Below are 26,001 nucleotides of genomic sequence, written 5' to 3'. Positions count from 1 at the left end.
GTATTATATGTATTACAAAACTTTTATAAGTTTTAAGATAAATAAGGATAATATCATCCTTTCAGTTATTCAACAAATTGATAAAAATTATATTCAAGTCGAATCAGAAAAGAAAATAGAATATAATAATTTCTTAAATGATTCGTTATCTATAATTGAACAAAATTTGATTAATCTATTAAAAAAATATAATAAAAATGACAAAAAAATTAATTTAATATTCTCCGATCAAATTTTTGATTATAAATACAAGCATCAAATAAATATTATTAATGATAATAATGTATCAATAAATGATAAATTAGTAATTTGTGAAAATGAAGTTTTATTAAATGAAAATGTATACAAATATAAATTATATTTTGATGATGGTTGAACAAAAGAGTACAAAATTTTACCAATTGATAAAAAACATTCTTCAGCAGAGGAATATAAATCAAGATTATATATAAACACAAATCAAAATACAAAAAATTATTTTATTAAGCTTAAAAATATATTAAATGCATTTAAACAAACTAAATGACAAAATTATTATTTCTATTTGGAAAACCAATTGTTAGCTAATAAACTTTTACCTTATAAAGGTAACCAAATAATGGTTCATGTATTAAGAGATAAAATATTACTAAATATAGTCAAAAATGGAATTATATATGCTGAAAAAATAATAAATAATGGAACTGACTTATTATTTGAAAATAGCAAACTACAAAATATTGATAAAAATATTTTAGATTCAAGATTAAATTCAATTCTTGATAAAAAATTCCATCAACAATTTATAAACTTTGATGAAATAAATAGTATTTTAGAAAATAATATTAGCAAACTTTACATAGCTTTAGATTCGTATATAAAAGCATTCATCCTTAAATTAATTAAAAATGCAAAAAAAGCTAAAATTTGATTGCATTCTGATAACAATAATTTATTACCTTATTGAGTTGTGTCGCTTAAAAATAAAAATGACGATTTTTATTCAAATTGTGATTTCAATTCTTTATTTCCATATATTAGAAACGAACAATTTAGTTTAATTAGTGATTTAGACTTTTCATTTCAACAAGCTGTTTTAGCTTCAAATAACAATGAAATAGATGATTATTCGCATTTGCAAACCATAACAAGTGAGTTTAATATAGAAAAAGTAAAAAATAAACCCTTCCTTACAGTATTTAAATCTTGATTTTCTATTAATAAATAGACTTATATGAAACAACATAAAACTTTAGTTATACATTTTGGTAAAGAAAGCATTCAAATAGTAAATCATTTAATCAAAATAAATTCATTAATAAAAGAATTTGAATATATTGCAATTGATAGCGATTTCGAAACATTAAATAATACTAAACTAGAAAATAAAATATTGATTAATAATTGAAAATCTGATCAATTCATCAATTATTTGCACCTAGAACCATTTATTATTGGTTCAGATACAATATTTTTATTAGTTAATTTAAATGCTGCAAATTTATTAGTAGTAAAAGAATTTGTTTCGCTCCTTTCATCTTTAAATAAAAAAGTTAATTTAATTTCATTTTATAATCACTCCGATTTCGATCAAATAAAAAAACATTTTTTTAACGAAATGTGTTCTATATATTTGATAAATAATGAAAACTATCAAGAACAATTAGAATTTTTTAATGAAGAAGATATTTTAAAATTAAAATCTATTATAGTAAATGATTATTTAAAATTTTATTATCATATGCATAATAATAACTATATAGAAGATAAAGAAAACATTTTTAATAAGTTTAATAATTCGAATAAAATAAACATTATTACCGCTTGAGCTTTTGGTTCGAGAAGAGTTACTAAAATTTTAGATAAATTATTGAAATATAAGGATAGTTTTTTTGATAATTTAAATCAAGCAATAGTAGTTATTGAACATAGTTCTGATTTTACGCTTGATGAATTATATATATTAAAAGAAAATTTAAAATCTAAATTTAATTTAGAACCTAAATTAATTCTTGTAAAAAATAATGACACTAAAATCAAACTTACGATTTTTATGAACGCAGAATATAAAAATATTAATGAACAAAAAGATATTTTGGATGAGCCTATGCAATTTATTGAAGAAATTTCGTATAATTTAACTGATGCAAATGGCTTTGAAGAAGATGATTTTATCATAAATTATGATGATAACGAAGAAAAAGAACAAATAATAATTGATTATAACGATACTTCAGATATTGAATTTTAATAAGAATATTTAGATTTAATGAGAGTTAGATTAGTAATAATTACTTGATGTTTCGAAGAGTAATTAAAAATAATTTAATTGTTAAAAACTCACAGCCTTTATAGCTGCGAGTTTTTAATATTATTGCCACGTTATATTTTTATTTTTTCTATTTTAAAAATAAATAATATATTTAAATTTTATAAAAAATACTTTTTCCCCTATATAATATTAGTTTTTGCTTATAAATTATTTTATTTAAATAGTTAAATTTCATTATAATATAGTTAATCAAATAAAGAATAAACAAAAATTAAGGGAGAAAATTATGAAAAAATTACTAGCTATTATAGCTTCAACGTTTCCTATAATAGCGCTCAGTTCATGCGTTGGTCAATCTCCGCAGGTAAACGCAGATGAGCCTAATAATGAAGATAAATTAGGAATTGAAAAATTAAATGTATATGAAGATTTAGATTTTAATAATATTAAAGATTCTATTCAAAATACTTTTGAATTAGATCCAGAAACATTAGAATACAAGAAAACTCAATTTAATTCATTTCTTGATGATATAAAACAAACAGCAGAAGATGAAAGTCCTACCTTTTATTTTAACAGAAATGCTGGTCAAGTTTGAAACACAAGTATGCAACATGCTATTGCTACTTTAAATTATTCTAATAAAATCAAAAACGATAAAACAAAGATTGTTTATGTAGGTGATCAGGATGTTTTAGAAGAAAACAAAAGATTTAATTTAAATTATTTACAAGAAAAATATAAAAATAGTATTAAATTAGAAAATCACCAATTAAATGTCGCAGATGGTAAATTTTCATATGTATATAAAACAGAAATTTTGGACTACTATGATACTTTAGAAAATTATAGAGTTATACCAACTAAAACATTTTTAGAATATGTTTTTAAACCGTTTTTAAAAGCGAATAAAGAAAACAAGTTTAACGTAGTTATTCCAGATATTTCATTTACGGGTTTACGTCCAGATGCTAGAGAGTATTTGTTAAAACATGCTAAAAAAATAGTTATTATCTCAGATGGTAATGCACAATTAGCTAAATTTATTCCGGAATATTTTTATTATGTATCAAATAAAAAAGAACCCGAAGATATAAAAAATATAGAACAAGCTTTTGATACAAAAAATGGAATTAATAAATTTAACGCAAGGGAATATTATAGATTAAAAGAAAAAGTTAAAATTTTTAATTTTCAAGGTAATTATAGTGTTAGTCTTAACAAAATATTTGATAAGTTAGGTAAATCATGGGCTAAGATTAATGTTAATTCATATCCTACAAGTTTAAATAAATTAGAAAAAGAAGGATGGTTAAAAGGAACTGATTATCTTAAAGATATTTTAATAGTCAATAATTTAATGAAAAATAGTACTGATAGTACTCCGAAATCATTAAAGGATTTGATGATTTTAAATAGTGATAAATATGATGCTAATAAAAAGAATATGGTTTTTATGGGTTCATCTCTTTTTAGAAATGGTGCTTATTTAGAAAATAAAAAATTGAGAGATAAAGCAATAGCGTATTTTGCAAAAATCGAAGAACTTTATCCTCGTAGTGAATATAATTATCTTTTTAAATTACATCCATATTATAAACCAGACCAATCATTAAATTATGTTAAAATGCTTCTTGGTAAAGATGATGTTTCTGATTATATTATTTTAGACCCTTCTGTTTCGTGAGAAAACATGTTATCTCTTGACTATTCTAATTTAGAAAATAATAGTGGTGAATCTGTTTTATTTAAAAGACAAAATGATAAAATAATTCCTAATATGAAATTATTTACACTTCAAGCAACAACAACTGTCTTAATGTCTACAATGCAATTTATCGAACAAACACTTGATGGTTACGATTCGCTTGATTCAAAGCGTGAAGTTGTTGATCCAAGCATTATTCCTTTAAATGAAGAGATAAATATAATCAATCGAGAAAATGAAGATAAAAAAGACTATTATAAAATAAATTACAATAATTTATATGGTATTTATAAGTGAAATTTAACAAGTAATGATTTTTATCCTATTACCGAATTTAAACCACTAAGTGAGTTTTTAGAACAAAAGAAAAAGAACTAATTATTAAAAACCTATATCAAGTTAATGGTATAGGTTTTTAATATATTTTTATCTTAATTTTAGTTTAAAGTTATTTGCACATATTTATTTCATTTTTTATATTTGTAATACATTTTTTTAAAATTTAATGACGAAAAACTGTAAATATAAATTATTATATGTCAATTTAGCAAAACACTTATTTGCAATCCTAACCATTTTGCTTGTGACAATAATAGTTTTTATGTTTTAAAAGATAGCGAAAAATACAAAATAACGTAAATACTTCACAAGATGATTTTAAGTTTAAAAAGAAACCTCTATTAGAAAATAAGAGATGTAAATATAATGAAAAAATATACTTAAAGTTGATAATAATAAAATACGTTCTGATTATTTAAATGTATAAATTGATAATAGAGTTAATAAAGAACCGGACGATTCAAACTAAAGCCAAAAATATTCATAGTTAGTTAGCTAAAAACCACAAATTTTGTAAATAGACATTTAAAGAAAAAATCGGTTTATTTATAAAACTAATAAGTAGTATTATAAAGAATATAAAAAATAAGCTTTAATAAGCTTAAAAAGCAAAAATAATAAACAAGCATTTTTACTTTTTATTTTTATACATAAAATAATTAGTATTAAATAATTTTATTTTTTAAAAATTGTTATAATAATATTACTTATGAAAATAATAGCTAGCAATAAACAGGCTTTTAGAGACTACGAAATATTAGATCGTTTAGAAGTAGGAATATCTTTATTAGGGTGAGAAATAAAATCTGCACGTGCTTCTCAAGTATCTTTAGATAACTCTTTTTGTTCTATTTATAAAAATGAACTTTATTTAAAAGAATCTTTTTTTAAACAGTATATGTTATTTAAAGCTGAACCAACACGTGATAGAAAATTGTTAGCTCATAAAAACGAAATTCGTAAGTTAAAACATAAAATGGAGACTCAAAAATTAACTATAGTACCACTTAAATTTTATTTTAACAAGCAATCTAAATTAAAATTAGAGATTGCATTAGCACGTGGTCTTAAAAAATACGATAAGAGAGAAAAAATACGTAAAGAAGAAGCTCAAAACAAAATTAAATCAACAATTAAATTTTATTAATTGGGGGTATAATGGTTTCGACATATATAGGTTTTATTATATTGCAGTAGTGTTGAGGACTATAATCTCTACTAGGCTTTTTAAACGGAAACGATAAAAAAGAAAACGAAGAATTTAACTTTTCTTCACCAGCGTTTTACGCTAACTCAAATCTTGCATTCGCTTAATATTTAGCGTCAAGTTGTGTTTATGCAACTCCTTTAGTATAAACATAGGTTTTAAAGGATAAAATAAAAGGGTGGTGTCTTTTATTTGAAATTCACTATTTATTTTAAGAATGAGGAATTTTGTTAGTTTAATTACTTAAAATGAATTATTTGCCTCTTTAAAAAATATTCAAAACTAAATAAACTGTAGAAGTATGATAATAATTTATGTGTGGACACGGGTTCGACTCCCGTTACCTCCACCATTTTTTTACATCTTTTTAATGTGGTATTAATTTCACATTTTAACCTAAAAATCGAATAAATTAATAAATTGATATATAATATATTTGCCTTTAGTGAATAAAGGCAAAATTGTTTTATAAATTAAAATCATATTATTATTCTTTCTGTATTGTGTATTATCCTTTTTATTAATATAATGTGTTATATTATTTTGTCCTACTTTGCGGTACTAATGCCTACTGACTACATATTACATAGAATATTCAAATTATAATATAAGTACATAGTTGACTTCACTATGTACTTTTTTATTTAATTTTTAATAAAAAACACAATAATGTTATTTATTGTGTTTTGCATAATTATTTTTTATTTTTCTTTTTGAAGAATATTACTGCAATTCCTGCTAATATTAATGCACCTAGTGAACCTAGAATTCCACCAACTATCGCACCTGAACTGCTTTTTGGAGTATTTTTGTTTTTGATTTCTTTTGTATTTGGCTTTTCAACATTAGGTTGATTTGTTGAAGTATCGGAAGAATTTGCTGTTTCGTTATTTTCGTTGTTTGTTTCAGGTTCTCTTGTATCGTTACCATGTGAAATATCTGGAACTAATGATTCGTCAATATCATCGATAATATCTTCTGTTGTATCAGCGTTGTTTGGATCAATTTCAATAATTTTTGAACGTAATTCACTATATTTTGTATCTATTTTATCAATTAATAATTGAATACTTTCTTTTGTAGCATCATCTTTATTAACTTCTTGCTCAGTTTCGTCGATTAATTCTTGCATTTGTTGAGTTAATTCTGGGAAACGTAAGTAGTATTTATCAATAAATTTATACCCTCTTTGGTCTTTATGTATTTCGTATTTTCTTGTCAATTGACCTTTTTCGGATGCAACTAATTTTGAAAATAAGTCATTAAATTCTTTATCTAAATTATTAAACTCTTCTACATTAGTGTTTGAATCACTTAATTTTTGTTTCATTTGATCAACTTTTTCTTTTAAAACATTATATGTTTCAGAAGTATAATTATCAGATTTTAGTGAATCAAATTTACTAATATCTAAAGTTACTGATTGTTTTTTATATGGTAAAGTAACTAATTTAGATTTTTTATCATTGTATTCTGCTTCAAGAGAATTTACTATTTCTTCGGTTAAATTATCTTTATCTTTTAAAGCTTCAACGATTTGATTTACTACAAATTGATATGCGTTAAATGATTCTGTTGTGTATAATTCATCTTCATTTGAAAGCAGATTTGTCATTATTTGATCTAATCTATCTGAATCAAATTTAGTTCTTGCACTTGAAGAAATTTTTTCTAAAGAGTTTTTAATAGAATCTATAGTTGATTGTCTAATTTGTTGAGATTTTAGTGTTTCTTTAGCGATTACTTCTAATAAATCATAACTATCTTTATCTACTTTAATTCATGTTTGGTAGTTTTCTGGTTTTGCATTTACCAAGTTTTGTAATTGTTCTTTATTAGTTTCTTCTGTTTGTTTTTTAGAGATTGGTATTATTTCAACTATAGAAGGTGTTTTATCTTGTCATGAAATATCGAATGATACAACTTTTTCATCTACTAATAAAGGAATTTTAAATTCTACAATGTTATTTGTTAATTTACCTAACTCTTTTTCTGAGTATTGTTTTGTCGAAGTGTTATATACTCTAACTTTAACGGTTGAACCAGAATTGTCACCTTGTGTAATAATTCTTACATCGGCAGCATCATATCTTCCCTTATTAACAATATATGTTAGGTTTCCGTTTTTGTTTGCTGGTGTATAGTAACTACTTAAGTTACCATCGATTGTCTTGTCTGTTACGTGAGCCGCATCTGTTTCAACGTAATTTGTACCAGTGAATTTAGGGTTTGAGTTTAAGCTAATATATTCAAAGTCATTTACAACTATCTCATTAAATAATAAAGCACGAGTTGGATAATTTGCTTTAACTAAAAGTTTAATATATCTAGCTTTTGCGTTTTCAATATTTGTATTACCTCATCATCTTACATTTGGGTAGTTCGAATCATTTTCACCTGAATTTATTTTAGATAAATTTGATTCTCTATCTGCATCAGTAACATCGTCACCTATTGTAAATGCTAATTTTCAACTGTCAGAATTATCACTATTTGTTGTTGAATATAATACATCTAAATCTCTTGGATAATCAGCTGTACCGTCTGTTGCGTATAATTTAAGTGATCTTAAGTCAATTTCTTTACCTAAATCATATACTGCAACATTTCCTTTGGCAGGATTACCACCAAATTTAGTTGTAGTATTAACATTTCGATCAAATTCTTTATGAGAATGTCTTTGATCTCCTCACCCTTGGTTAATTGCAATATCTGATTTAATTAATTTTCCAAATACTTTTTCTCCTTGTAAAACAAGGTTTAATAGTTTAAAATTAAAGGTTTTAGATTCTGTTTCAGATGTATTTTTGAATCTAATAAATCTAAATCCCAATGAACCTTTTAATGTGCTAAGGTCATCTATTTTTGTTCATGTGTATCCGTCTTTAGAATATTGTAATTCAACTCCTGGTATTTTGTCGTATTCTCCTGTAACGCTGCTGAATTCTAATATATCTTGAACGTCGATACCTATTTCTTTACCTGCTTCAAGTGTTAGTTCGTGTGATTGGCTAGGTTCAGATTCGTGTAATAATTGGAAACCTGTACTTGATTTAGTTGTTCCAAATCCTTCTGTATTACCATTTTTAAGAAGATATTTATTGTCTAATGCGGCTGAATCGTTTCCGACTTTAAATGTACCAATTCTTCATCAAACATTTCTATTTGTATTATTTTTAACTCTAATTCTTTTTGCTTTTACATTGCCTGTAAATGTTTGTGATTTATCGCTGTTACCGCTTTTTTCTCCAAATTTTTGTCATTGTCCATTCTCCACTTCGTATTGAATATCAAAATTTGTTAATATATCACCGCCTGCAGAATTTCCTTGTTGTAATAAAACTTTTGTAATTGTTCTGGGTTCAGGTAATGTAAAAGTTAATGTTGCATCAACTGAAATAGCGTCATTAGACGGAGCTCCTTGGTAGTTTTTTGTTCAAAATTCAGTGGCTTGATTATTGTCAAAAAGAACGTTTGGATTTGTATTTTGATTAGTTGTTCTTACTTCTCTATTTCCGCCGTGTTGTCCATCGTATTTTAGATCTGTATATCAACCGTTTTCTAAGTTAGTTTCTTTAGGTTGGTTAATTACTAAATTAGTAACACGTAGTCATGCACCAAAATTTTCACTTTGGTTATTAACAACTCTAACACCAACAACATTTTCTATGTTTATGTTTTCTATATATACTGGTTCGAAAGGACCGTTTACGTCATTTCTTGTTATATTTGTTTGTCCGTTAAGATCGGTTCATTGACCATCTTTTGTTTTATATTGAACTTTAAAGTTTTTAAAGTGATCGTTTCTATCTCCCATTTTAATAAATAATGTTTTTAAAGTAAATGGTGTTGAAGCATTTGCTCCAAAATAATCACCTTGAACAAATTTTGAATCAGTTCCATCGTGTGCAACTTTTCAAATTTGTTGTTTTTGATTTGAATAATCAAAAATATCACCCGCAGGGCTGTCTACTTGAACAGTTCTGTTTGTTTCAAATTCAAATGTTAGTTTATCCGGAATCAATAATTCTGAGTATTTTTTAGATAAAGCAGCTTGAAGCGATCTAATAAATGGTTGAATATGTTGAACACCTACTTCTGCAATTTCAAAGTGATCTAAATATCAGAATTTATGTGTTTTAGATTCTGAAATTTTATTTAAAGCTTGATTGTAATGGTCTATAAAATTAAATGTGTCTTTAGCTTTATAATCTTTTAAGGCGTCAATATATAATGAAACACCTTTTGATAATTCTTCGAATGATTTAAGTCAATAAATAATTTGCTCTTTCATTTTTTCGTTAGATTTACCGTTTAACATAATATTTGAGTATTTGTTTAAATCATTAAAAATTGTTTGAATTTCGTTTAATTCTTCATCAGTATATGAGTCATTATTTAATTTAGATTTAAATTCATTTAGTTTATCTTTAATATCTACTGATTCTTGCAATGCTACAACACGACCATCCATATTTTGATTAATCATGTGTTTTGATAATTCTCTAAATGCGTTTGACTCTTCATCATCATGTTGTTTGTTAGCTAAAACATATTTAAATGATGCTTCGTAAGATTTCTCTGCTTCATCATCTGTTTGTCAAATATTTCAAGTGTAATCGGCTCCACCAAAAATTGCAACTCTAGAAGGTTGTGATTGTTGCATAGGGTTAAAGATAACACCTTCGATTTTTGAAGCATCAACATTTCTGTGTAAGAATTCTTTATATCCACCTAAAATTAAATGGCTCTTTGAGTTATCAGAACAAGGCCAGTTAATTCATAACATAGGTCCTCTACCAACATTTTGAGTAAATCTATTAGTAAAATCTTGTGATATTTCACCTCAAATTCTACCACCAGTCATTACTATTTGAACTTCTTTAGGGAATGTTCTAAAGTAATCTTGACCATACCCTCCATATTCTTGAACAACATATGGAAGAGTAGTTTTTAATCCTGGATATTCAGGTTGTAACATTTTAAGTCACTCAACAACATCGTCAAGTAATCTTTTTTGCATTTTTTGATTATTATTTCCCGGGAACGGTGTTCCGGCATCATCTGCTAAAATTCCGATTTGACGAACCCCAGCTTTAATAACTTGCAAGAATTTTGCTTTAAGTTGAACTAATGATTGTTCATAATTAGATTCGTTCATTCTTTGTCCAAAAAATGGATGTAAAGTATAAATATAGCGAACCTTTGTTTTATTCCCTGTTTCGGCTAGAGGTTTAATTAAATTTTCAATTTCTTCATCGGTATAAAGTTCTCTTCATTTTGTAGAGTGTTTAGGATCGTTTTTAGGTGCATAGAAATATCCGTTAAGTTTATAGTATGTACCTCATTTCATATAATCAAGTCTATCTTCTAAACTTCATGGATTACCATAGTATCCTTCAATAACTCCACGAGTTGTTACATCTGCATAATCCTCAATTTTAAAGTTTTCAATTTCTCTACCATTTAATTGGTTAAAAATGTGTCAAAGTGTTGTTGCACCATAGAAAGCTGCATCTGTATCTTTTGCTAAAACAGATAAAACATTGTTATTGTTATTAATTTGGTAACTATCTGTTTTTTCGTAAAGTTCTTCGTTTACTTCTGTATTTTGAGATTTAATTAAATTATCTACTAGGTTATCTGCATCACCTTTAATACCTACTAAAATATTTGTTTGACCTTTAACTATATGTTTAGTTATTGTGTATTGTAAGTTCTTGATATCTAATACTTCTTTGAATCTATCAACTGTTGCTTCGTCAATTCCGTTTTCGAAAACTATATTAACATTTTGTGTTAAAAGGTAATTTCCGTCAAGATAATCAATTTTTTGAACTTTAGGATAAATTTCATATGTTTTTCTGTTTGCTACTTGTGTAGGAGAAGTTGTATTTTCTGTTTCTCCAGTTTCAACCGCACTAATTGAAGCAATTAATCCTGCTGATCCTGCAGCGCTTAAAACATATTTAACTATTTTTTTAATATTCATTTTTATTACCTCATTTGTAAATTTAAATTACATGTTTGCATTAATTATATTAATACATATTAATTAAATCAAATTAATATCTAGCATAATGTTAATGCATTTTATATGCATAAAGATATTTTCATTCTCATATTTATGAATTGTATATGCATCTAATTTGCTAAAAAACATTTTAAAAAAGCCTATTTTTAAACTTTTTTATTAATAAAAATAGAATCTTTTGGTTTTAATAATAAAAAAGAGCATATTTTATTCATTCACTAAAATAAAAATAGACATTTTTACAAGCCTATTTTTATTAATTTTTTAAAATCTTCTTCAGTTAATAACTTAACATTTAATTTCAAAGCCTTTTCATATTTAGAACCCGGATTTTCACCGTAAAGTAAATATGTAGTTTTCGAAGAAACTGACGAGCTAATTTTGCCGCCATTTTTTTCAATCATTTCTTTAAAATATTCTCTACTTTTACTTAATGTTCCTGTTATTACAAAGTTTAAATTGTCTAGTATATTTGAATCTTGAACTTCTTGTTCATAAATTAAAATACTATCTAAAAATTCTAAAAGATTTCTGTTATCATCTATTTTTATGTATTCTCCAATACTTTGAGTAATAATTTCACCTATTGTGTTTATTTGTGTTAATTTTTCTAAATTTATATTGAATAAATCCGTTAATTTTGATATGTCATTAGTTATTAGTTGCGCTACTTGAATTCCTATATTTGGTATCCCAATAGAAAATAGTGCTTTAAAAAGTTTAGTAGTTTTTGATACTTCGATTGAATTTAAAATATTATTAAGTTTTTTATTTGTTTTCGATTTAAAACCTGGTATTTGATTTATTTCTTTAGCATATTTTTTTAAATTATATATATCTTTAATGTTTTTTACGTAGCCTAAATCGTAAAATAAACGTATATTTTTTTCGCCTAATGTTTCAATATTCATAGATTTTTTAGATACAAAATGAATTAATTTTTTTATTATTTGTTCCTCACAATTTTGATTTACACAAAATTGATCAACAAAACCTTCTTTTTCTACTAAAAGATTGCCACAAGAAGGACAATTTAATATTTTACTAAAAACACCGTTTGTATTTTTTTTATTTAAACCAATTACTTTTGGAATAATTTCTCCTGACTTAATAATTGTGATTTGATCCCCGATATTTACATTTAAATTTCTTATGTATTCATAATTGTGCATAGTAGCATTATTAACGTTTGTTTGATTTAAATTAACTTCATCAAAATTAGCTATATAAGTTATTTTTCCGGTTCTCCCAACAGAGGCGGTTATATTTTTAATGATACTTGTAGCTTCCTGTGTTTCATATTTAAAAGCTATAGCATATTTAGGAAATTTAGAAGTTTTTCCAAGTTGTTCTCAATATTTAATTTGATTTAATTTAATAACATAACCATCACAATCGAACTCAAATTCATTTTTTAGTTCTCTAAAGTTTTCTACAAGTTCAATTAATTGTTCAAAAGAGTCAGCTACCATGATATTCTTATTAGTAGGAAAACCTAAATTGTCTAAAAATTTTTTTACAGAAGACTGTAAATCTATATTATAATCTTGAGCATTTACTAAGTCGTATAAAATAATAGATAAATTACGTTCTTTAACAACATTTTTATCTAGTTGTCTAAGTGTACCTGAGGCTGCATTTCTAGGGTTTGCAAAAATCTTTTTATTATTTTTAATGAATTCTTCGTTCAACTTATTATATGTTGATTTAGACATGTAAATTTCTCCGCGAACCTCTAAATCAATGTCCTGATTCAATGAAAGCGGAACACCTTCTATTTGTATAACATTTTCAGTAACATCTTCACCTTCAGTTCCATCACCACGTGTTATAGCTCTAATTAATTTACCTCTAGAGTAGTGCAAAGAAATAGATAATCCGTCAATTTTCGGTTCTAAACAAAAATTGATTTTTGGATTATTTAATGATTTGTTTAAATTATTATAATATCTCAACAAATCATTTTCAGAATAAGCTTTTTCTAAAGATAACATAGGGTTTTTGTGAACAAATTTACTAAATTTATTACTTGCGTAGGAACCTAAATTGAGTGTAGGAGAATTTTCTAAAATATACTGAGGATATTGTTTTTCTAATAAAATTAATTCTTGTAAATTTTTATCATAAACTAAATCTTCTACACTTGGTTCGTTGAGTTGGAAATATTCATAATTTCATTTATTAATTTTTTTAACTAATTGCTCAATTTTTAATTGAATTTTTTTATTCTCTTTCATTGGCTTACCTCTAATATTGTTTAATATTTAAATTATATATTAAATATTATTTTTATTATTTTTTGAAAATAAAAATATAAAGTGCAGCCTACATACACTTTATATTAGTGTGTTATAAATATAAGAAATATTTTTTTAAACATAATCACATAAAATATTTAATTTTAAAATTTTCATGATTTTAATTTACTAAAATAAATAACAAACAATAGAATAATACATTAAAGGAGTGTGTGAAGAAAGATAACCTTATTAATAATTTTATGGAATATTTACAACACATAAATAATTTTAACTAGTTGGTTTTATTTTTGGTTAATATAATTATTTTATGCAAACAAAATTTATTATTTTTTTTAAGTAAAAAACTATATATTATATAATTAATAAAAATATTTATATTTAAGGAGTAATATGAAAAAAGTAGTATTAATCGTTATTGATGGTTTAGGTTTAAGAAAAGAAACACAAGGAAATGGTTTCGCATTAGCAAATACACCTACTTTTGATAACTTATTTAAAAATTATCCAAATTCATTGATACAAGCATCAGGTCAATATGTCGGGTTACCTGAAGGACAAATGGGTAATTCAGAAGTTGGACATTTAAATATTGGTGCCGGTACAATTGTTTATACTGGATTATCACTTATCAAGAAAGCTTTAAATGAAGGTACATATAAAACAAACAAACAGTTTGTTAAAGTATTTAATGATGTTAAGGAGAACGATTCAACATTACATTTAATGGGCCTTTTATCACCTGGAGGTGTCCACTCATTAGAAGATCATTTATTCAAATTGTTAGAAGCCGCACATGAATTTGGATTAAAAAAAGTTTCTGTTCACGTTTTTGGAGATGGTAGAGATGTTGCACCTCGTTCAATTAAAGAATCTTTAACAAAATTATTGGAATTAACTGACAAATTTGGTTATAATATAGCTTCTATTTCAGGAAGATTTTATGCAATGGATCGTGATTCTATGTTTGATAGAGTTGAAAAAGCGTACGACGCGCTTTTAGGAAATGCAGATTCAAAATTTGATAATATTTTAGAATTTGTCGATAAACAATATGCTTCAGAAATCAGTGATGAATTTTTTGTTCCATCAATAAATTCTAACTTAAGCAAAGAATCTTTTGTTAAAGATGGTGATTCAATTATTTTCTTTAACTTCCGTCCTGACCGTGCAAGACAACTTACACATTTATTCGTTAATTCATCTTTATATGATTTTAAAGCAACTCACCAAGTTAAAATTAATAAATTTGCTTCAATGATGAAATATGAAGGAATTAACACAATTATAGCTTTTGATGAAATGGAAGTAAGTATGCCTATTGGTAGAGTTTTAGAATTAGCCGGAAAAAGTCAATTAAGATTAGCCGAAACTCAAAAATATGCTCATGTTACATATTTTATGGATGGTGGAAATGATATTGAATTTAAAAATTCAAAACGTATAATGGTTGATTCTCTTAAAGTTGAATCATATGCAGATGCTCCACATATGTCTGCTGAAAAAATTACAGATGAATTGTTGGCTAACGCATTAAATTATGATGTTACAATTATGAATTACGCAAACCCTGATATGGTAGGTCACACAGGTAATTTAAAATCTACAATAGAAGCAGTTTCATTTTTAGATTCACAAATTAAGAGAGTTGTGGATTGAGCAGAGGCAAATAATGTGACTGTATTTATTACAGCGGATCATGGTAATGCTGAAATTACAGAAGATCAAAATAATAAACCAGCAACAAAACACACAAGTAGTCCGGTTATGTTGATTACAACAGATAAATCACTTAAATTAAAAGATGGTATTTTAGCAAATGTAGCACCGACAGTTTTAGATTATATTGGCGTAGATAAACCTGTCGAAATGGATCAAGAATCTTTATTAATTAAATAAATAAAAATAGACTAATTTAATTTTGTTAGTCTATTTTTTATTATTTAATAATACTTGCTTATAGTCTTAATTTTCATAAATTATTTCTTTAATATTTTTTTACGTTTTTGTTTTTTGAATATATAATTTTACAAAAATAAAATGTAAAAAACTAAGGAGACATTAAAATATGAAATTTAATAAAAAATATTTTTGAATATTAAGTGGAACAACTTTAGCTTTAACAAGCATCATAATTGGTTCCGCTTTAGGAACAAGGAGTTCTAAACCTAAACAAGAAGCAAAAAATATAGAACAAGAGAGAAAAATACAATCTAATAATAATTTAAAAAAGAATAGTTCAAATCAAAAAAATATAGAGTCTAAAAAAGAACAACCAAATATTACAAATAAAACCAAAAACGAAAGAGTCATTGAAAATAAAATAGAGAATAAGAATAATCAAGAAGAGAGTCAAAACACATCAACACAAGCTAAATTTGAAATGAGTAATCTCGAACAAAAACAACCAAATAGAAAAGATGATTTATTTGATGTAGAATTTAAGTCATATAAAATTGCAAATAAACTTGGTTACCCTGCTTCTATTGCAAGTTTCACAAATAAGTCGACAGGATCTATTGATAAAGAATTTCTTTTAAATGATAATAATACTACTTACAATAATAGATGATCTAATTGACAAAATGTAAAAAGAAGTAAAAAAGATTGAGTTGGAATTATATTTGGTTCGGACAAAACTAGAAAAGAAGAAATGATTGATAGAGTTGAAATTATCTTTGGTAGAGATTTTCAATCTGATTTACCTAAAACAGATTGAGAATTACAATATTATCCAATCAATATAGATGATTCAGACCTAAAAAGTGGATGATGACATGCTGAAGATTGAACTGGTTCAAAATTATTAGATGATAATAATTGAAAGAATGTTGAACTTATAGATAACCCAAGTTTAACTAAATTTTCAGATAATCAAGATAAAGTAGTTTTTGACTTTAAAAAGGTGCAGGCTTATGCTGTTAGAATCAAAATGAATATAAAAGATGATAAAAAAGGTATTATCATTAATGAGTTTACTGCAAAAAGATCTAAATAACTCATTATTCTAATGACACTTATCAAAGTGTCATTTTTAAGTTCTTTTTACCTAAATTACTTTATTTTTAAACTATAATTAGCTAATATGAATAATATTTTAAAATTTATTAGTAATTCTAAAAAACACTTAGTCAAAAAATATTCAATTTTGAATTTAAAGATTATCCTTAAAAAAATGTTTACAGCTGATATTTGTGAGTTTAATGAAGGTGTTAAAGAGTCTTTGTTTAATATTTTTAAATTTGAATATAAAATGTTATCTTGAGTTTTTTTAACTTCTACAATTTTAAGATAGATAGCTGTCTTAACAATGTTTATTGATCATGTTGGTCTTATTGCTTATCCAAATGTTGAAGAATTAAGAATTGTAGGAAGAATGGCGTTTCCTATATTTGCATTTTTATCGATTATAGCAATTAATTATTCACGAAGACCATTATATTACACTTTTAGATTTTTGTTTATGGGAACCATTATTCAAATCGGAATATTAATATTATCTAAAAACGGATTTAACGAATCGTTAAAACCTGGATATTTTAATATTATGTTTATGTTATTTTTAGGCTCATTTAGTGCTTATTTACATAGAAAAAATATTTATATTGGTTTAGTTTTCACTTTTTAACTTTTGTTTTTCTTTTTTTAGGAGAATATAGTATTTCTAACATTGCAAGCACAAAATACTTATTTAGAATTGATTATCATTCTTATGGATATTTAATAATTATGATGTTTTATTATTCTTTTTTGATAGATAAATATTTTAAAAACCAATTGATATTTAAAATACTAGGAATATTACTTTTTATTGTTGTAAACGTAGTTTATAGCTACTTAAATTTAATATCTGAAATTCAAATTTATTCGCTAATAGATATACCGCTCTTTTTGTTCTATAGTTATAAAAAACCAATTAAATTTTGATTATTGAACAATTTCTTTTTACTTTCATATCCTTTAAGTTTTGTATTTCCTTTAGTTTTTATTTAATATTTTTATTACAAAAAACGCGAAATTATAACTATTTTAGTGTTTTTTTTTTTTTTTTGGTTGCGTAGTATAATCAAATTATATACATACAAATTATTAAAGGAGAACATGGATTCAATTAAAACAACTAAGTTGGATAAAATTTTATTAATTTCACTAACCTTAATAATTACTATTTTTAGTGCATTTTCTATTGAAAACAAAACAATTATATGAGATTCTAATGTATCTGTTATTGTTAAAATTTTAGGAATAATAGTTGCTAGTTCCGCTATTTTTGGGGTTATTGCTACTTGGTGATTTTATACGAGAAAAAAATATGCATTTTTATTTGCTATATTAAATGCATTTTTATTTGGTATTTATTCTATTTCATTGAATTTAGTTGCGGACTTCATTATATATGTGGGGTTATGTGTTCCTACTTTTATATATTTAAGATATATAACTAAATACAAAAACAGAATTAAACAATATCGTTTTAATTGACTAACTTCGATTTTTATTGTTTCAATTTGAGTAATTAGTTTTATAGTTCTATATTTTACAATTCCACATTTAACATTTTTATATGGGAAAATAATAAAACAATCTTTATATTTCGAAAATAATTTTAATAATAAATTTTTAGGCAAAATTATTGCTATTTCTATAGATTCAACTTTATTAGTGGCTGTAGTTATGATGATTCTAGGAATGAAATCATCATGAGTAATTTGGCAAATTAAAAATATTTTATCAATTATATTTTTTGCCGGTATAGGTATTTTGAATTGAAGTGTTATTATTATAAATATATCTTTTTCAGTATTATCTTTATATATATTTATAAAAACTTTTATAAACAAAAAGCGAATTATAGCAATAACCGGTCCTGGTTGTTCTGGTAAAAGTACATTATTAAATAATCCTAAAATACAAAAATTACTTAAAGATTACAATATTTTACTCAAAGATGAAAGGTCATATTTAGATAATGCAAATATAAATAATAATGACTATATTAAAGCTTTATCTAATAAGGGTAGTTATTTTGATGCTGAAAAAATGTTTTTCGAGAGTCAAAAAAAGATAATAATTGAGTCTAATTTGACAAATTCTCATCAACTATTAGATCGCCATATGTCAGACAGTTTTTTACATGCTGATGTTTTGATTAAGGAAAATAAATTTACTAAATCTGAAAAAGAAAAGTGAATTAAAGAAAAAAGAAGATATAAATGATTTTTAATGAATAAACCTAAATTAGATCTACTAATAGTAGTTAAAGCACCGTGAGAAAATATTCGTATATGAAGAAAACTAGCTATTCGAGATAAAGACAAAACAAGAAGAAAATTAGAATTCGATAATCTGGAGTTATTTAAAAAATTTCGAGAGGAGTATGAAGTTAATGAAGAGTGATTAAAAATAGCGAAATTGAGTTCTAAGAAAATAATTTTTCTTAATAATAATATAGACGGCGATAAAGGTAAAGAAAAATTGGTAGATGAATTTTATATCATTCTTAAGCAATATTTAAAAATTTAATGACAATATTATTGCGTTATGAATAAAATTAATTTGATACTTACTTGAGTTAGGTGAAAGGAATTTGACACTCTAATAAAGGAGTGTCATTTTTATGTCAAAACAATTTACATTTGAACAAAAACTTAAATATTGCAAAATTATTGAAAAAACTGATTTAAAAACTACATTAATACAATTTTAATAGATAATGAAGAAAGATATAAATGCTATTGAGATTTAGATAAAAAACAAAAGAGAAATAGAAGACCAGATCGTTATGGTTATACACTACTTAAAAAGTTGTATAAACGTTATAATATGGGTATGAATGAATTAAAAGCTAAAAGTTGAGAAAGGCCTTGAAGACCTAAAAAGTTAAAATTACCGACCTAAATAAGGATGAACTTGAATTATATCATGAGTCTATTGAGGAATTATTTAAAGCTAAAGGAATCAATTGTAATGAATTATGAAAAATAATAAAAGATAAAATGCAAAAAGAAATCAAGTTCAAACTTTAATATTTCAAAACTTACGACTTTTGTAAATGTTTCAAGAACAACTTTTTATTATGAACAAAGATTAAGAATAATCAAAGAGAAATGAAATGTAAATATCAAGTTAATAAATTGAATTTTAGGACAAGGTAAGTTAATTGGAAATGTAGTGGGTAGGACTAAAATATACGATCATTTTATAAAACTTTTTAACACTAATAAAAGGCTTAGAAAACATTTTAAGGAATATAAGCATAACATTACAGAGTATGAATTCATACTATCATACGAAGCATCTAAATATAAATCACAAGCATATATAAAAGGTAAGCGAAAATGACCAAAAGAGCACAAATATAGGGATATTTGCGCGTATAATGAAATTAAAAATATAGTTGATTTTAAATTTGAAACAGTATGGACAACAGATATTAAATATATAAAAATTAAAAATAAATACTATTACTTACACGTTATTAGAGATCACGAAACAAATATGATTTTAAATTGAAATTTACAAGATATTAGAACTGCTGATGATACTATAATGCTATTAAACCTAAATATTTTCATACAGATCGTGGTGTAGAATATGCTAATCTTGATGTTAAAAATTACTTAGCAAAAAGCAAAATAATTCAAACAATGTCAGCTAAAGGTAACTCATTCGAAAATAGTGGCTCAGAATATTTATTTGCAAATTTAGAAAGAGAAAAAATAAAGTTAAGAAACTTTAAAAACTAAATTATTTAAGTGTTTATAACGAGATAAATAAATATTTTGTTTATTAGAATTTCACACGATTACAAAAAATCTAGATTATAAAACTCCGTTTGAAGCATTTAAAGAAGAAGGTTTTAAATTTCTAAAAAATTATTTAATTCAATTAAATTTTATAATTACTTATTTTAACAATTCGAATATAAATATTAATAACAAACTTTTTAGAAATAATTAAATAAAAAATATAATTTATGTTAAACCGTTTATAAGCCAAAATAATTTTTAATTAAATAAATTAAAATTAAAAACTCATATCAATGAAAATCAATATGAGTTTTGTGTCAAATTTTAGTCACCAAAATTACAAAGCAAAAATACTAATTTTTTTAAATAAATTTAAGATTTTTTAGTCATTAAGATATAATAAAAATACCAAGCACGAAAGTGTTGCGCTTGATATTTCATTTTAGGATATTTTTGTTTTAAAAATATCCTAAAATGAACTTTTTAATTTGAATTAGTATTTTTATAGTCATTTATTAATATTATTAAAAATATGGTGCTTTTTGTAAAGTAAGATTGATTTAATAACGATTAAAATAACTTAAAATAAATTATTTATCTAGATATAAATATCATTCGAACCCATACTAGAATTCAAATTCAACTTCTTTTCTTGTAACTATCATTTTAGCATTTAGTATTTTCTCATTTTCTTTTGCATTTTTGATATCGGAATAGTTTTGAAATAAAAATTTTGATATTTTATTCATTACTAATTCATCAAGGTTGTTGATTATACCACGAGCACCCATTAAATGATCAGCAGTATCTTTGATTAAATCAGTTAATGCATCGATTGAATCTTTGTATGAAATTTCTACATTATATTGATCTTGAACTTTACTAAATAGGTTTTTTAATTTAGAATGTATTATTGTTTTTATGATTTCGTATTTGTAAATAAAGTTAAAAGGCACAACATTTTTATCGCCTATACGGTTTAACAGTTCGGGTCTATTCATATTTTCGATAAAATGTTTTTTAACCTCTTTAATGAATTGTTTTCTAACTGCAGGTTCATCTTTAAAGTCTGCTGTTATTTCTCTAGTACCTATATTTGAGGTAAAAATAATAAATGTTTCGGAAAAATCAATCAATTCTCCCTTGGATGAAGTTAATCTACCATCTTCTAATATTTGTAAGAATTTGTCTAAAATTTTAGGATGTGCTTTTTCAATTTCATCAAATAATAGTATAGAAAATGGATTTTCTTTGACTTTGTTAGTTAGTTCACCTCCAGAATCATAACCAACATAACCCGGAGGAGCGCCAATAAGTCTTTGATCTGAGTGTTCATGATTATATTCAGACATATCAAATCTGATTAATTTTTTTTCGCTTCCAAAAACGAATTCAGCAAGTGTTTTTGATATTTCAGTTTTACCAGTTCCTGTTGGTCCCACAAAAAACAGTATTCCTTTTGGTTTACTCATAGATTGACTATACATTAAACCGTTTAATCCTAAAAATGAGTTAGTTAAAACATTATGTATTTTATCAATTGCATAATCTTGACCTTGAACTCTTTTTAAAAAGATATTTTTTAAATTTTTAATTTTTTCGTAATCAATTTTTTCTCATTCAGACTCTTTTTGATTGAATGTAGCCAAATTATACCTATTAACAAATGATTGTTTATTATCTTTTATTCTTGCTAATTGCAGTATTTCAATACATGTTAAACCATCAGTTAATGCAACTGCTTTATTTAAAGTTTTGCCTTTGATATTTAATTCTTTCGAATCTATAGTTTTAAATTCTCTACTATTGTATTTAATTATATTTTCACGTTCTTCTATGTTAGGTTTTTTAATATTAACCTCAGCGTATTCAATATTTTTGTTGTAAATATCTGTAATCAAATTGTGTGAATCTCTCATTATTAACACTAATTTATCTTGATAATCTAACCTACCATAATCACTTAAATAATTAATTTTTTTATCGTTATCTAAAAATCTTGATATTAAGTTTACTAAATTATCAAGGTAATTATTTTGGTTATTTTGGTTGTTGAAAAAACTATCAGCAAAATTTATTACATAAATACCCGGAGTGTGTGTTCCATCCTCGTCATCTTTAGTTTTTTTAATTATTTCAAGCATAAATTCGTTTATATCATCAATATTATCAATGGTATTATATGTATCACGCCCTTTTTGATCTAATAAATTTAAAGCCCCATAACCAGGAGTAAAATATTCTGCTCTTTGATATTTGTTTTTAATTGCGAATTGTTCCAAAACTCCCTTTAAATCAGTACTTACAAGATTATTTTCGTCATCTATAAAAGTATATAAATCATTTACATTACCAACAATAGAAATAATATTTTTTTGAGATAGTTTAATATTTAAATATTCTAAAGATTTTTTCATTATTTATTATTCACTTTCATTTTTTGTGCTTTTGTTAAAGGCCTAGCACCTGAAATGCCACGTGTAATAAGTTGTGAATGTTTAAAGTAACCATATTTTTTTAAGTCTTCTTCAACTGATTCGGCTAAACTTCAACACATATGTCCTTCATAATCGCCAATATCATAACTTACAGTTCCTTCTAAGTTTAAAGTTAGTGCAATAGTGTTATTTTTTAAAAGAGGATTTTTGAATTTTGATATAAATGAATATTTTGGCTTAAGTTTATTTTCCGGATCTGTTTGCACTATAAATTCAATACTTTTATGTTTGTATTTATACTTTTTAAAGATTTCTAAATAGGTTTTATTTTTCTTAAGAGCTTCATTATATTGGTTAATAATTTCCTTTACATATGGTGCGTAATCTGATAATTCTTGGTAGTTATTAATGAACATAAATTCATTGAGTAATGACCCTTTTAATTTGGAATCTATGTCTTGCTTTAAAACATAATTCTTTAATTCTTCTTTTAAATATGCATGTTTTTCATCATCTATTTTTTCTTGTTTTATGATTGCTAACATGTTTTTAAAATTATCAGGGTTTAAACTCATATTTTCATTTTGAATTCTTTGTAAAACTATTTTAGATAAAAAACCATTTTCTAAAATTAAATCATTTACTTCACGAGTTTTTTCTTCCATTATTTGGTCAAAAGAAACGTCAATGCTCATATTCTGAACTACTTTTAATAACCTACTCTTTTCGATGTTATATTTCTCAACTACAGAATTATAACTTTCTGCATATTCACCAGTTAAATTACCTATTTTTATAAGGTTATTTTCTACAGAATTAATTTCGCCCATAACTTTATCAATTTCATTTTTTACTAAATTTGAACTAGTAAAATTTTTCAATTGCTGTAAGTTATCTTTAATGTCTTGAATTTCTTTTTTCTCTGTTTCTATATTAATTTTAAACTGAATAAATGCGGCGTGACTCATTAATTTCTGCCTCCTGATTTTGTTTCTTGTTTTTTAATAACTATTTTTAAGTTTCTTGATGCTTCAATTACATTATTTTCGATATCTCTAATTTCATCTAGTGTAAGATTATTAATTTTATTCTTAAATTCTTTAGTTTCTGTATTATGACTAGCAGGATGTAATAATTCATTAGTTATTTTTTTTATGTATTTTAGTTCATCACTATTTTCATATTGAGAAAGTGCATCTGATAAACGTTGAAATATTTTACCGTCTAATCCTAATTCTCTTTCTAATTTAACTCTAATATCTCTTAAAAGGTATATTTTATGATTGAATATAGAGCCGTTTAATATTTTTTTGATATCTTTTATATTTTTTTCAAAAATTACATAACCAATTATTTGAATTGTTTTAATTGGGTTGATTTCAATTGCTAAATTTTCATAAAATTTTTCATAATTATTTTCTAGAATTTCAATATTCTCATTGTATTCTTGTTCGTCAAATTGCTTATTTTCTAAACTATTTTTATATCTAGTAATTTCTTTTAATTTTTCATAAAATTTATCAATTTCCTCTTCTTTATTTCATTTTTTAGCGAATAAATAATTATTTCCGTCGTATTTAAAGTTAATTTTATCATTTAATTTATTTCATTCGTTAAAACCATTATCAACTAATAAATCGAATAGATCAACTGAAATAGCGTTGAATTCTTTTGTTTTAAACTCGTTGGTTTTAGATAATATTTCTAATATATCTGTAGATTTAATAAGCGGAATTTTATTAATCATATCTTTAGCCTGAGTATAGTCTATTTTATTAATTTGAGATAAGTTAGTTATGAATCAATCATTAAAATTAGGGATATCAATAATTTTACTCATATTTTCCATTAACAAATTAACTGCAAATGAACTATATTTTCTATTTTCTAATTTTATATTCTTGCTTGAACTAAATAGTTGATCAATATCCACTTCTTCCTTAACGAACCCGATAACATTATCTTTTAAATCATAAAAGCTAATTTCAAACTTATTTAAATAAATGTAAAATATATTTTTATCGCTATTTACAAGCATTTTTTTACCAAATAATGATTCTAAATCTTTTTCTTCATCAGATCATTTCTTTTGAGTTATTTGGCTATTTAAATTAAACGAAAAGTAATTTTTATTATTGTTTTTTAGTTCAAAATCATTTTTAATGCTTTCAACTTTTTCAGTATTTAAAAGTTGTTTAATAAAGTCTTTAATCTCAATAATAGGCTTATCATCTTCATCAACATTTAAACCGCTTACTTTTTTAAGATATTTTCTTGTTGTTGCTTCGTTAGTAGTAATGATGTTTTCATCAATAGAAAAAATAAAAGTGCCCTCTGTTCAGAAAATATCGTCCTTATTTACGAACTCATTTTTCTCTTTTTTATTTAGTATATAATCAACAAAAATTTCGTTTTCATTATAAGTTATATCTTCAAATTTAGTTTTTAACGAAGACCTTAATTCAATATCGTAAGTGTTTTTATAAATACCATAATTATCTATATAAATAAAGTTTTCATTATTTTTGTTATTTAAATCAATTGTTTTATTCTTAACAATATTTTCTTCTAAATTAATCAAATTTTTAATATAAATATAATTACGTTCAATTGTTTTAGATTCTAAACCAATAAAATTATCATTGTCAAATTCTTTCTTGATGGTAGGATGTATAATCCTTCTATCAGTGCCATTATTAACACCAAGTTGGCTGATATACATTTTTTTAACTTCTTCAACAGTTAATTGGTTAGGTTTAGAAAAAAGAATAACTTTATTGTTTATTAATTCAACAAATTTTATTAAAACAAAATCTAAAAGTTTTTCTTTTTTGATACCTGTAATATCAATTAAGAAATCTGTGATTGTATAATTTTCATATTTTTCAATCCCGTAAAGTAAATGAATTAATAAAATATTTTGTAGATCATTGGATTTTTGCGATTTCTTAAATTGAGCTTCAAATAAGATATTTAATTGTGGAATTAAAAGATTAGTTTTAAAAGTTTCTTTCATC

Annotated in this window: 16 protein-coding genes and 1 other RNA gene; 12 read left to right on the top strand and 5 right to left on the bottom strand. The window is 24.3% G+C overall.

The genetic code is table 4. From position 1 onward, the window contains the following. Positions 1–7: 7 nt before the first annotated feature. The 5 genes from KQ876_RS01690 (at position 8) to ssrA (ending at position 5,857) form a co-directional block, all read left to right on the top strand. Positions 8–1,207: an MAG3720 family protein gene (locus KQ876_RS01690; RefSeq protein WP_216490027.1), complete on the top strand. Its 1,200-nt coding sequence runs from the start codon at positions 8–10 to the stop codon at positions 1,205–1,207. Positions 1,208–1,213: 6 nt separating this feature from the next. After that, positions 1,214–2,230, top strand: coding sequence for a hypothetical protein (locus tag KQ876_RS01685; RefSeq protein WP_216490025.1), 1,017 nt, complete (start codon positions 1,214–1,216; stop codon positions 2,228–2,230). 307 nt (positions 2,231–2,537) lie between these two features. Beyond that, positions 2,538–4,337: a hypothetical protein gene (locus tag KQ876_RS01680; RefSeq protein WP_216490023.1), complete on the top strand. Its 1,800-nt coding sequence runs from the start codon at positions 2,538–2,540 to the stop codon at positions 4,335–4,337. Between the two features lie 670 nt (positions 4,338–5,007). Further along, complete coding sequence (smpB, locus tag KQ876_RS01675; RefSeq protein ID WP_216490021.1) at positions 5,008–5,445, top strand: SsrA-binding protein; 438 nt, start codon at positions 5,008–5,010, stop codon at positions 5,443–5,445. Between the two features lie 2 nt (positions 5,446–5,447). Then, positions 5,448–5,857, top strand: a transfer-messenger RNA (tmRNA) gene (gene ssrA / locus KQ876_RS01670). A 342-nt stretch (positions 5,858–6,199) separates the two neighbouring features. Here ssrA and KQ876_RS04350 read toward each other — a convergent pair. Both KQ876_RS04350 and ligA read right to left on the bottom strand, forming a co-directional pair. Then, positions 6,200–11,497, bottom strand: coding sequence for a beta-N-acetylglucosaminidase domain-containing protein (locus KQ876_RS04350; protein ID WP_216490020.1), 5,298 nt, complete (start codon positions 11,495–11,497; stop codon positions 6,200–6,202). Between the two features lie 281 nt (positions 11,498–11,778). Then, positions 11,779–13,776: an NAD-dependent DNA ligase LigA gene (ligA, locus tag KQ876_RS01660; protein ID WP_216490019.1), complete on the bottom strand. Its 1,998-nt coding sequence runs from the start codon at positions 13,774–13,776 to the stop codon at positions 11,779–11,781. A gap of 414 nt (positions 13,777–14,190) precedes the next feature. Here ligA and gpmI point away from each other — a divergent pair, with 414 nt between their 5' ends. The 7 genes from gpmI to KQ876_RS01625 all read left to right on the top strand — a co-directional run bounded on the left by gpmI (position 14,191) and on the right by KQ876_RS01625 (position 20,388). Continuing rightward, positions 14,191–15,696, top strand: coding sequence for a 2,3-bisphosphoglycerate-independent phosphoglycerate mutase (gpmI, locus tag KQ876_RS01655; protein WP_216490018.1), 1,506 nt, complete (start codon positions 14,191–14,193; stop codon positions 15,694–15,696). Between the two features lie 169 nt (positions 15,697–15,865). Next, the gene (locus KQ876_RS01650; RefSeq protein WP_205852572.1) at positions 15,866–16,795 is read left to right on the top strand and encodes a hypothetical protein; all 930 of its coding nucleotides are present in this window, start codon (positions 15,866–15,868) and stop codon (positions 16,793–16,795) included. 87 nt (positions 16,796–16,882) lie between these two features. Further along, the gene (locus tag KQ876_RS01645; RefSeq protein ID WP_216490017.1) at positions 16,883–17,092 is read left to right on the top strand and encodes a hypothetical protein; all 210 of its coding nucleotides are present in this window, start codon (positions 16,883–16,885) and stop codon (positions 17,090–17,092) included. Further along, positions 17,093–17,425, top strand: a complete 333-nt coding sequence (locus KQ876_RS01640; RefSeq protein ID WP_308699362.1) for a TraX family protein — start codon at positions 17,093–17,095, stop codon at positions 17,423–17,425. A gap of 473 nt (positions 17,426–17,898) precedes the next feature. Then, the gene (locus tag KQ876_RS01635; RefSeq protein ID WP_216490015.1) at positions 17,899–19,320 is read left to right on the top strand and encodes a nicotinamide mononucleotide transporter; all 1,422 of its coding nucleotides are present in this window, start codon (positions 17,899–17,901) and stop codon (positions 19,318–19,320) included. Positions 19,321–19,452: 132 nt separating this feature from the next. After that, positions 19,453–19,695: a hypothetical protein gene (locus KQ876_RS01630; RefSeq protein ID WP_216490013.1), complete on the top strand. Its 243-nt coding sequence runs from the start codon at positions 19,453–19,455 to the stop codon at positions 19,693–19,695. A 273-nt stretch (positions 19,696–19,968) separates the two neighbouring features. Then, a complete protein-coding gene (locus KQ876_RS01625) occupies positions 19,969–20,388 on the top strand; it encodes a hypothetical protein (RefSeq protein ID WP_205851783.1) in 420 nt (139 codons plus the stop codon). 784 nt (positions 20,389–21,172) lie between these two features. Here the strand turns inward: KQ876_RS01625 and KQ876_RS04345 are convergent. From KQ876_RS04345 to KQ876_RS01610, 3 genes are read right to left on the bottom strand one after another with little or no spacing between them, the layout of a single operon-like run. After that, positions 21,173–22,963, bottom strand: a complete 1,791-nt coding sequence (locus KQ876_RS04345; RefSeq protein ID WP_216490011.1) for an AAA family ATPase — start codon at positions 22,961–22,963, stop codon at positions 21,173–21,175. Beyond that, positions 22,963–23,952: a hypothetical protein gene (locus KQ876_RS01615; protein ID WP_205851785.1), complete on the bottom strand. Its 990-nt coding sequence runs from the start codon at positions 23,950–23,952 to the stop codon at positions 22,963–22,965. The genes KQ876_RS04345 and KQ876_RS01615 overlap by 1 nt, the downstream gene beginning before the upstream one ends. Next, positions 23,952–26,000 carry a hypothetical protein gene (locus tag KQ876_RS01610; protein WP_216490010.1) on the bottom strand — a complete coding sequence of 683 codons (2,049 nt, stop codon included), beginning with the start codon at positions 25,998–26,000 and terminating at the stop codon, positions 23,952–23,954. The genes KQ876_RS01615 and KQ876_RS01610 overlap by 1 nt, the downstream gene beginning before the upstream one ends. Position 26,001: the final 1 nt, after the last annotated feature.

This window comes from Mycoplasma sp. CSL7491-lung (assembly GCF_018913965.1).
Classification (GTDB): domain Bacteria; phylum Bacillota_I; class Bacilli_A; order Mycoplasmatales; family Metamycoplasmataceae; genus Mycoplasmopsis.
The sequence above is the reverse complement of the archived record's forward strand: the minus strand, read 5'-3'. Positions and strand labels throughout refer to the sequence as shown.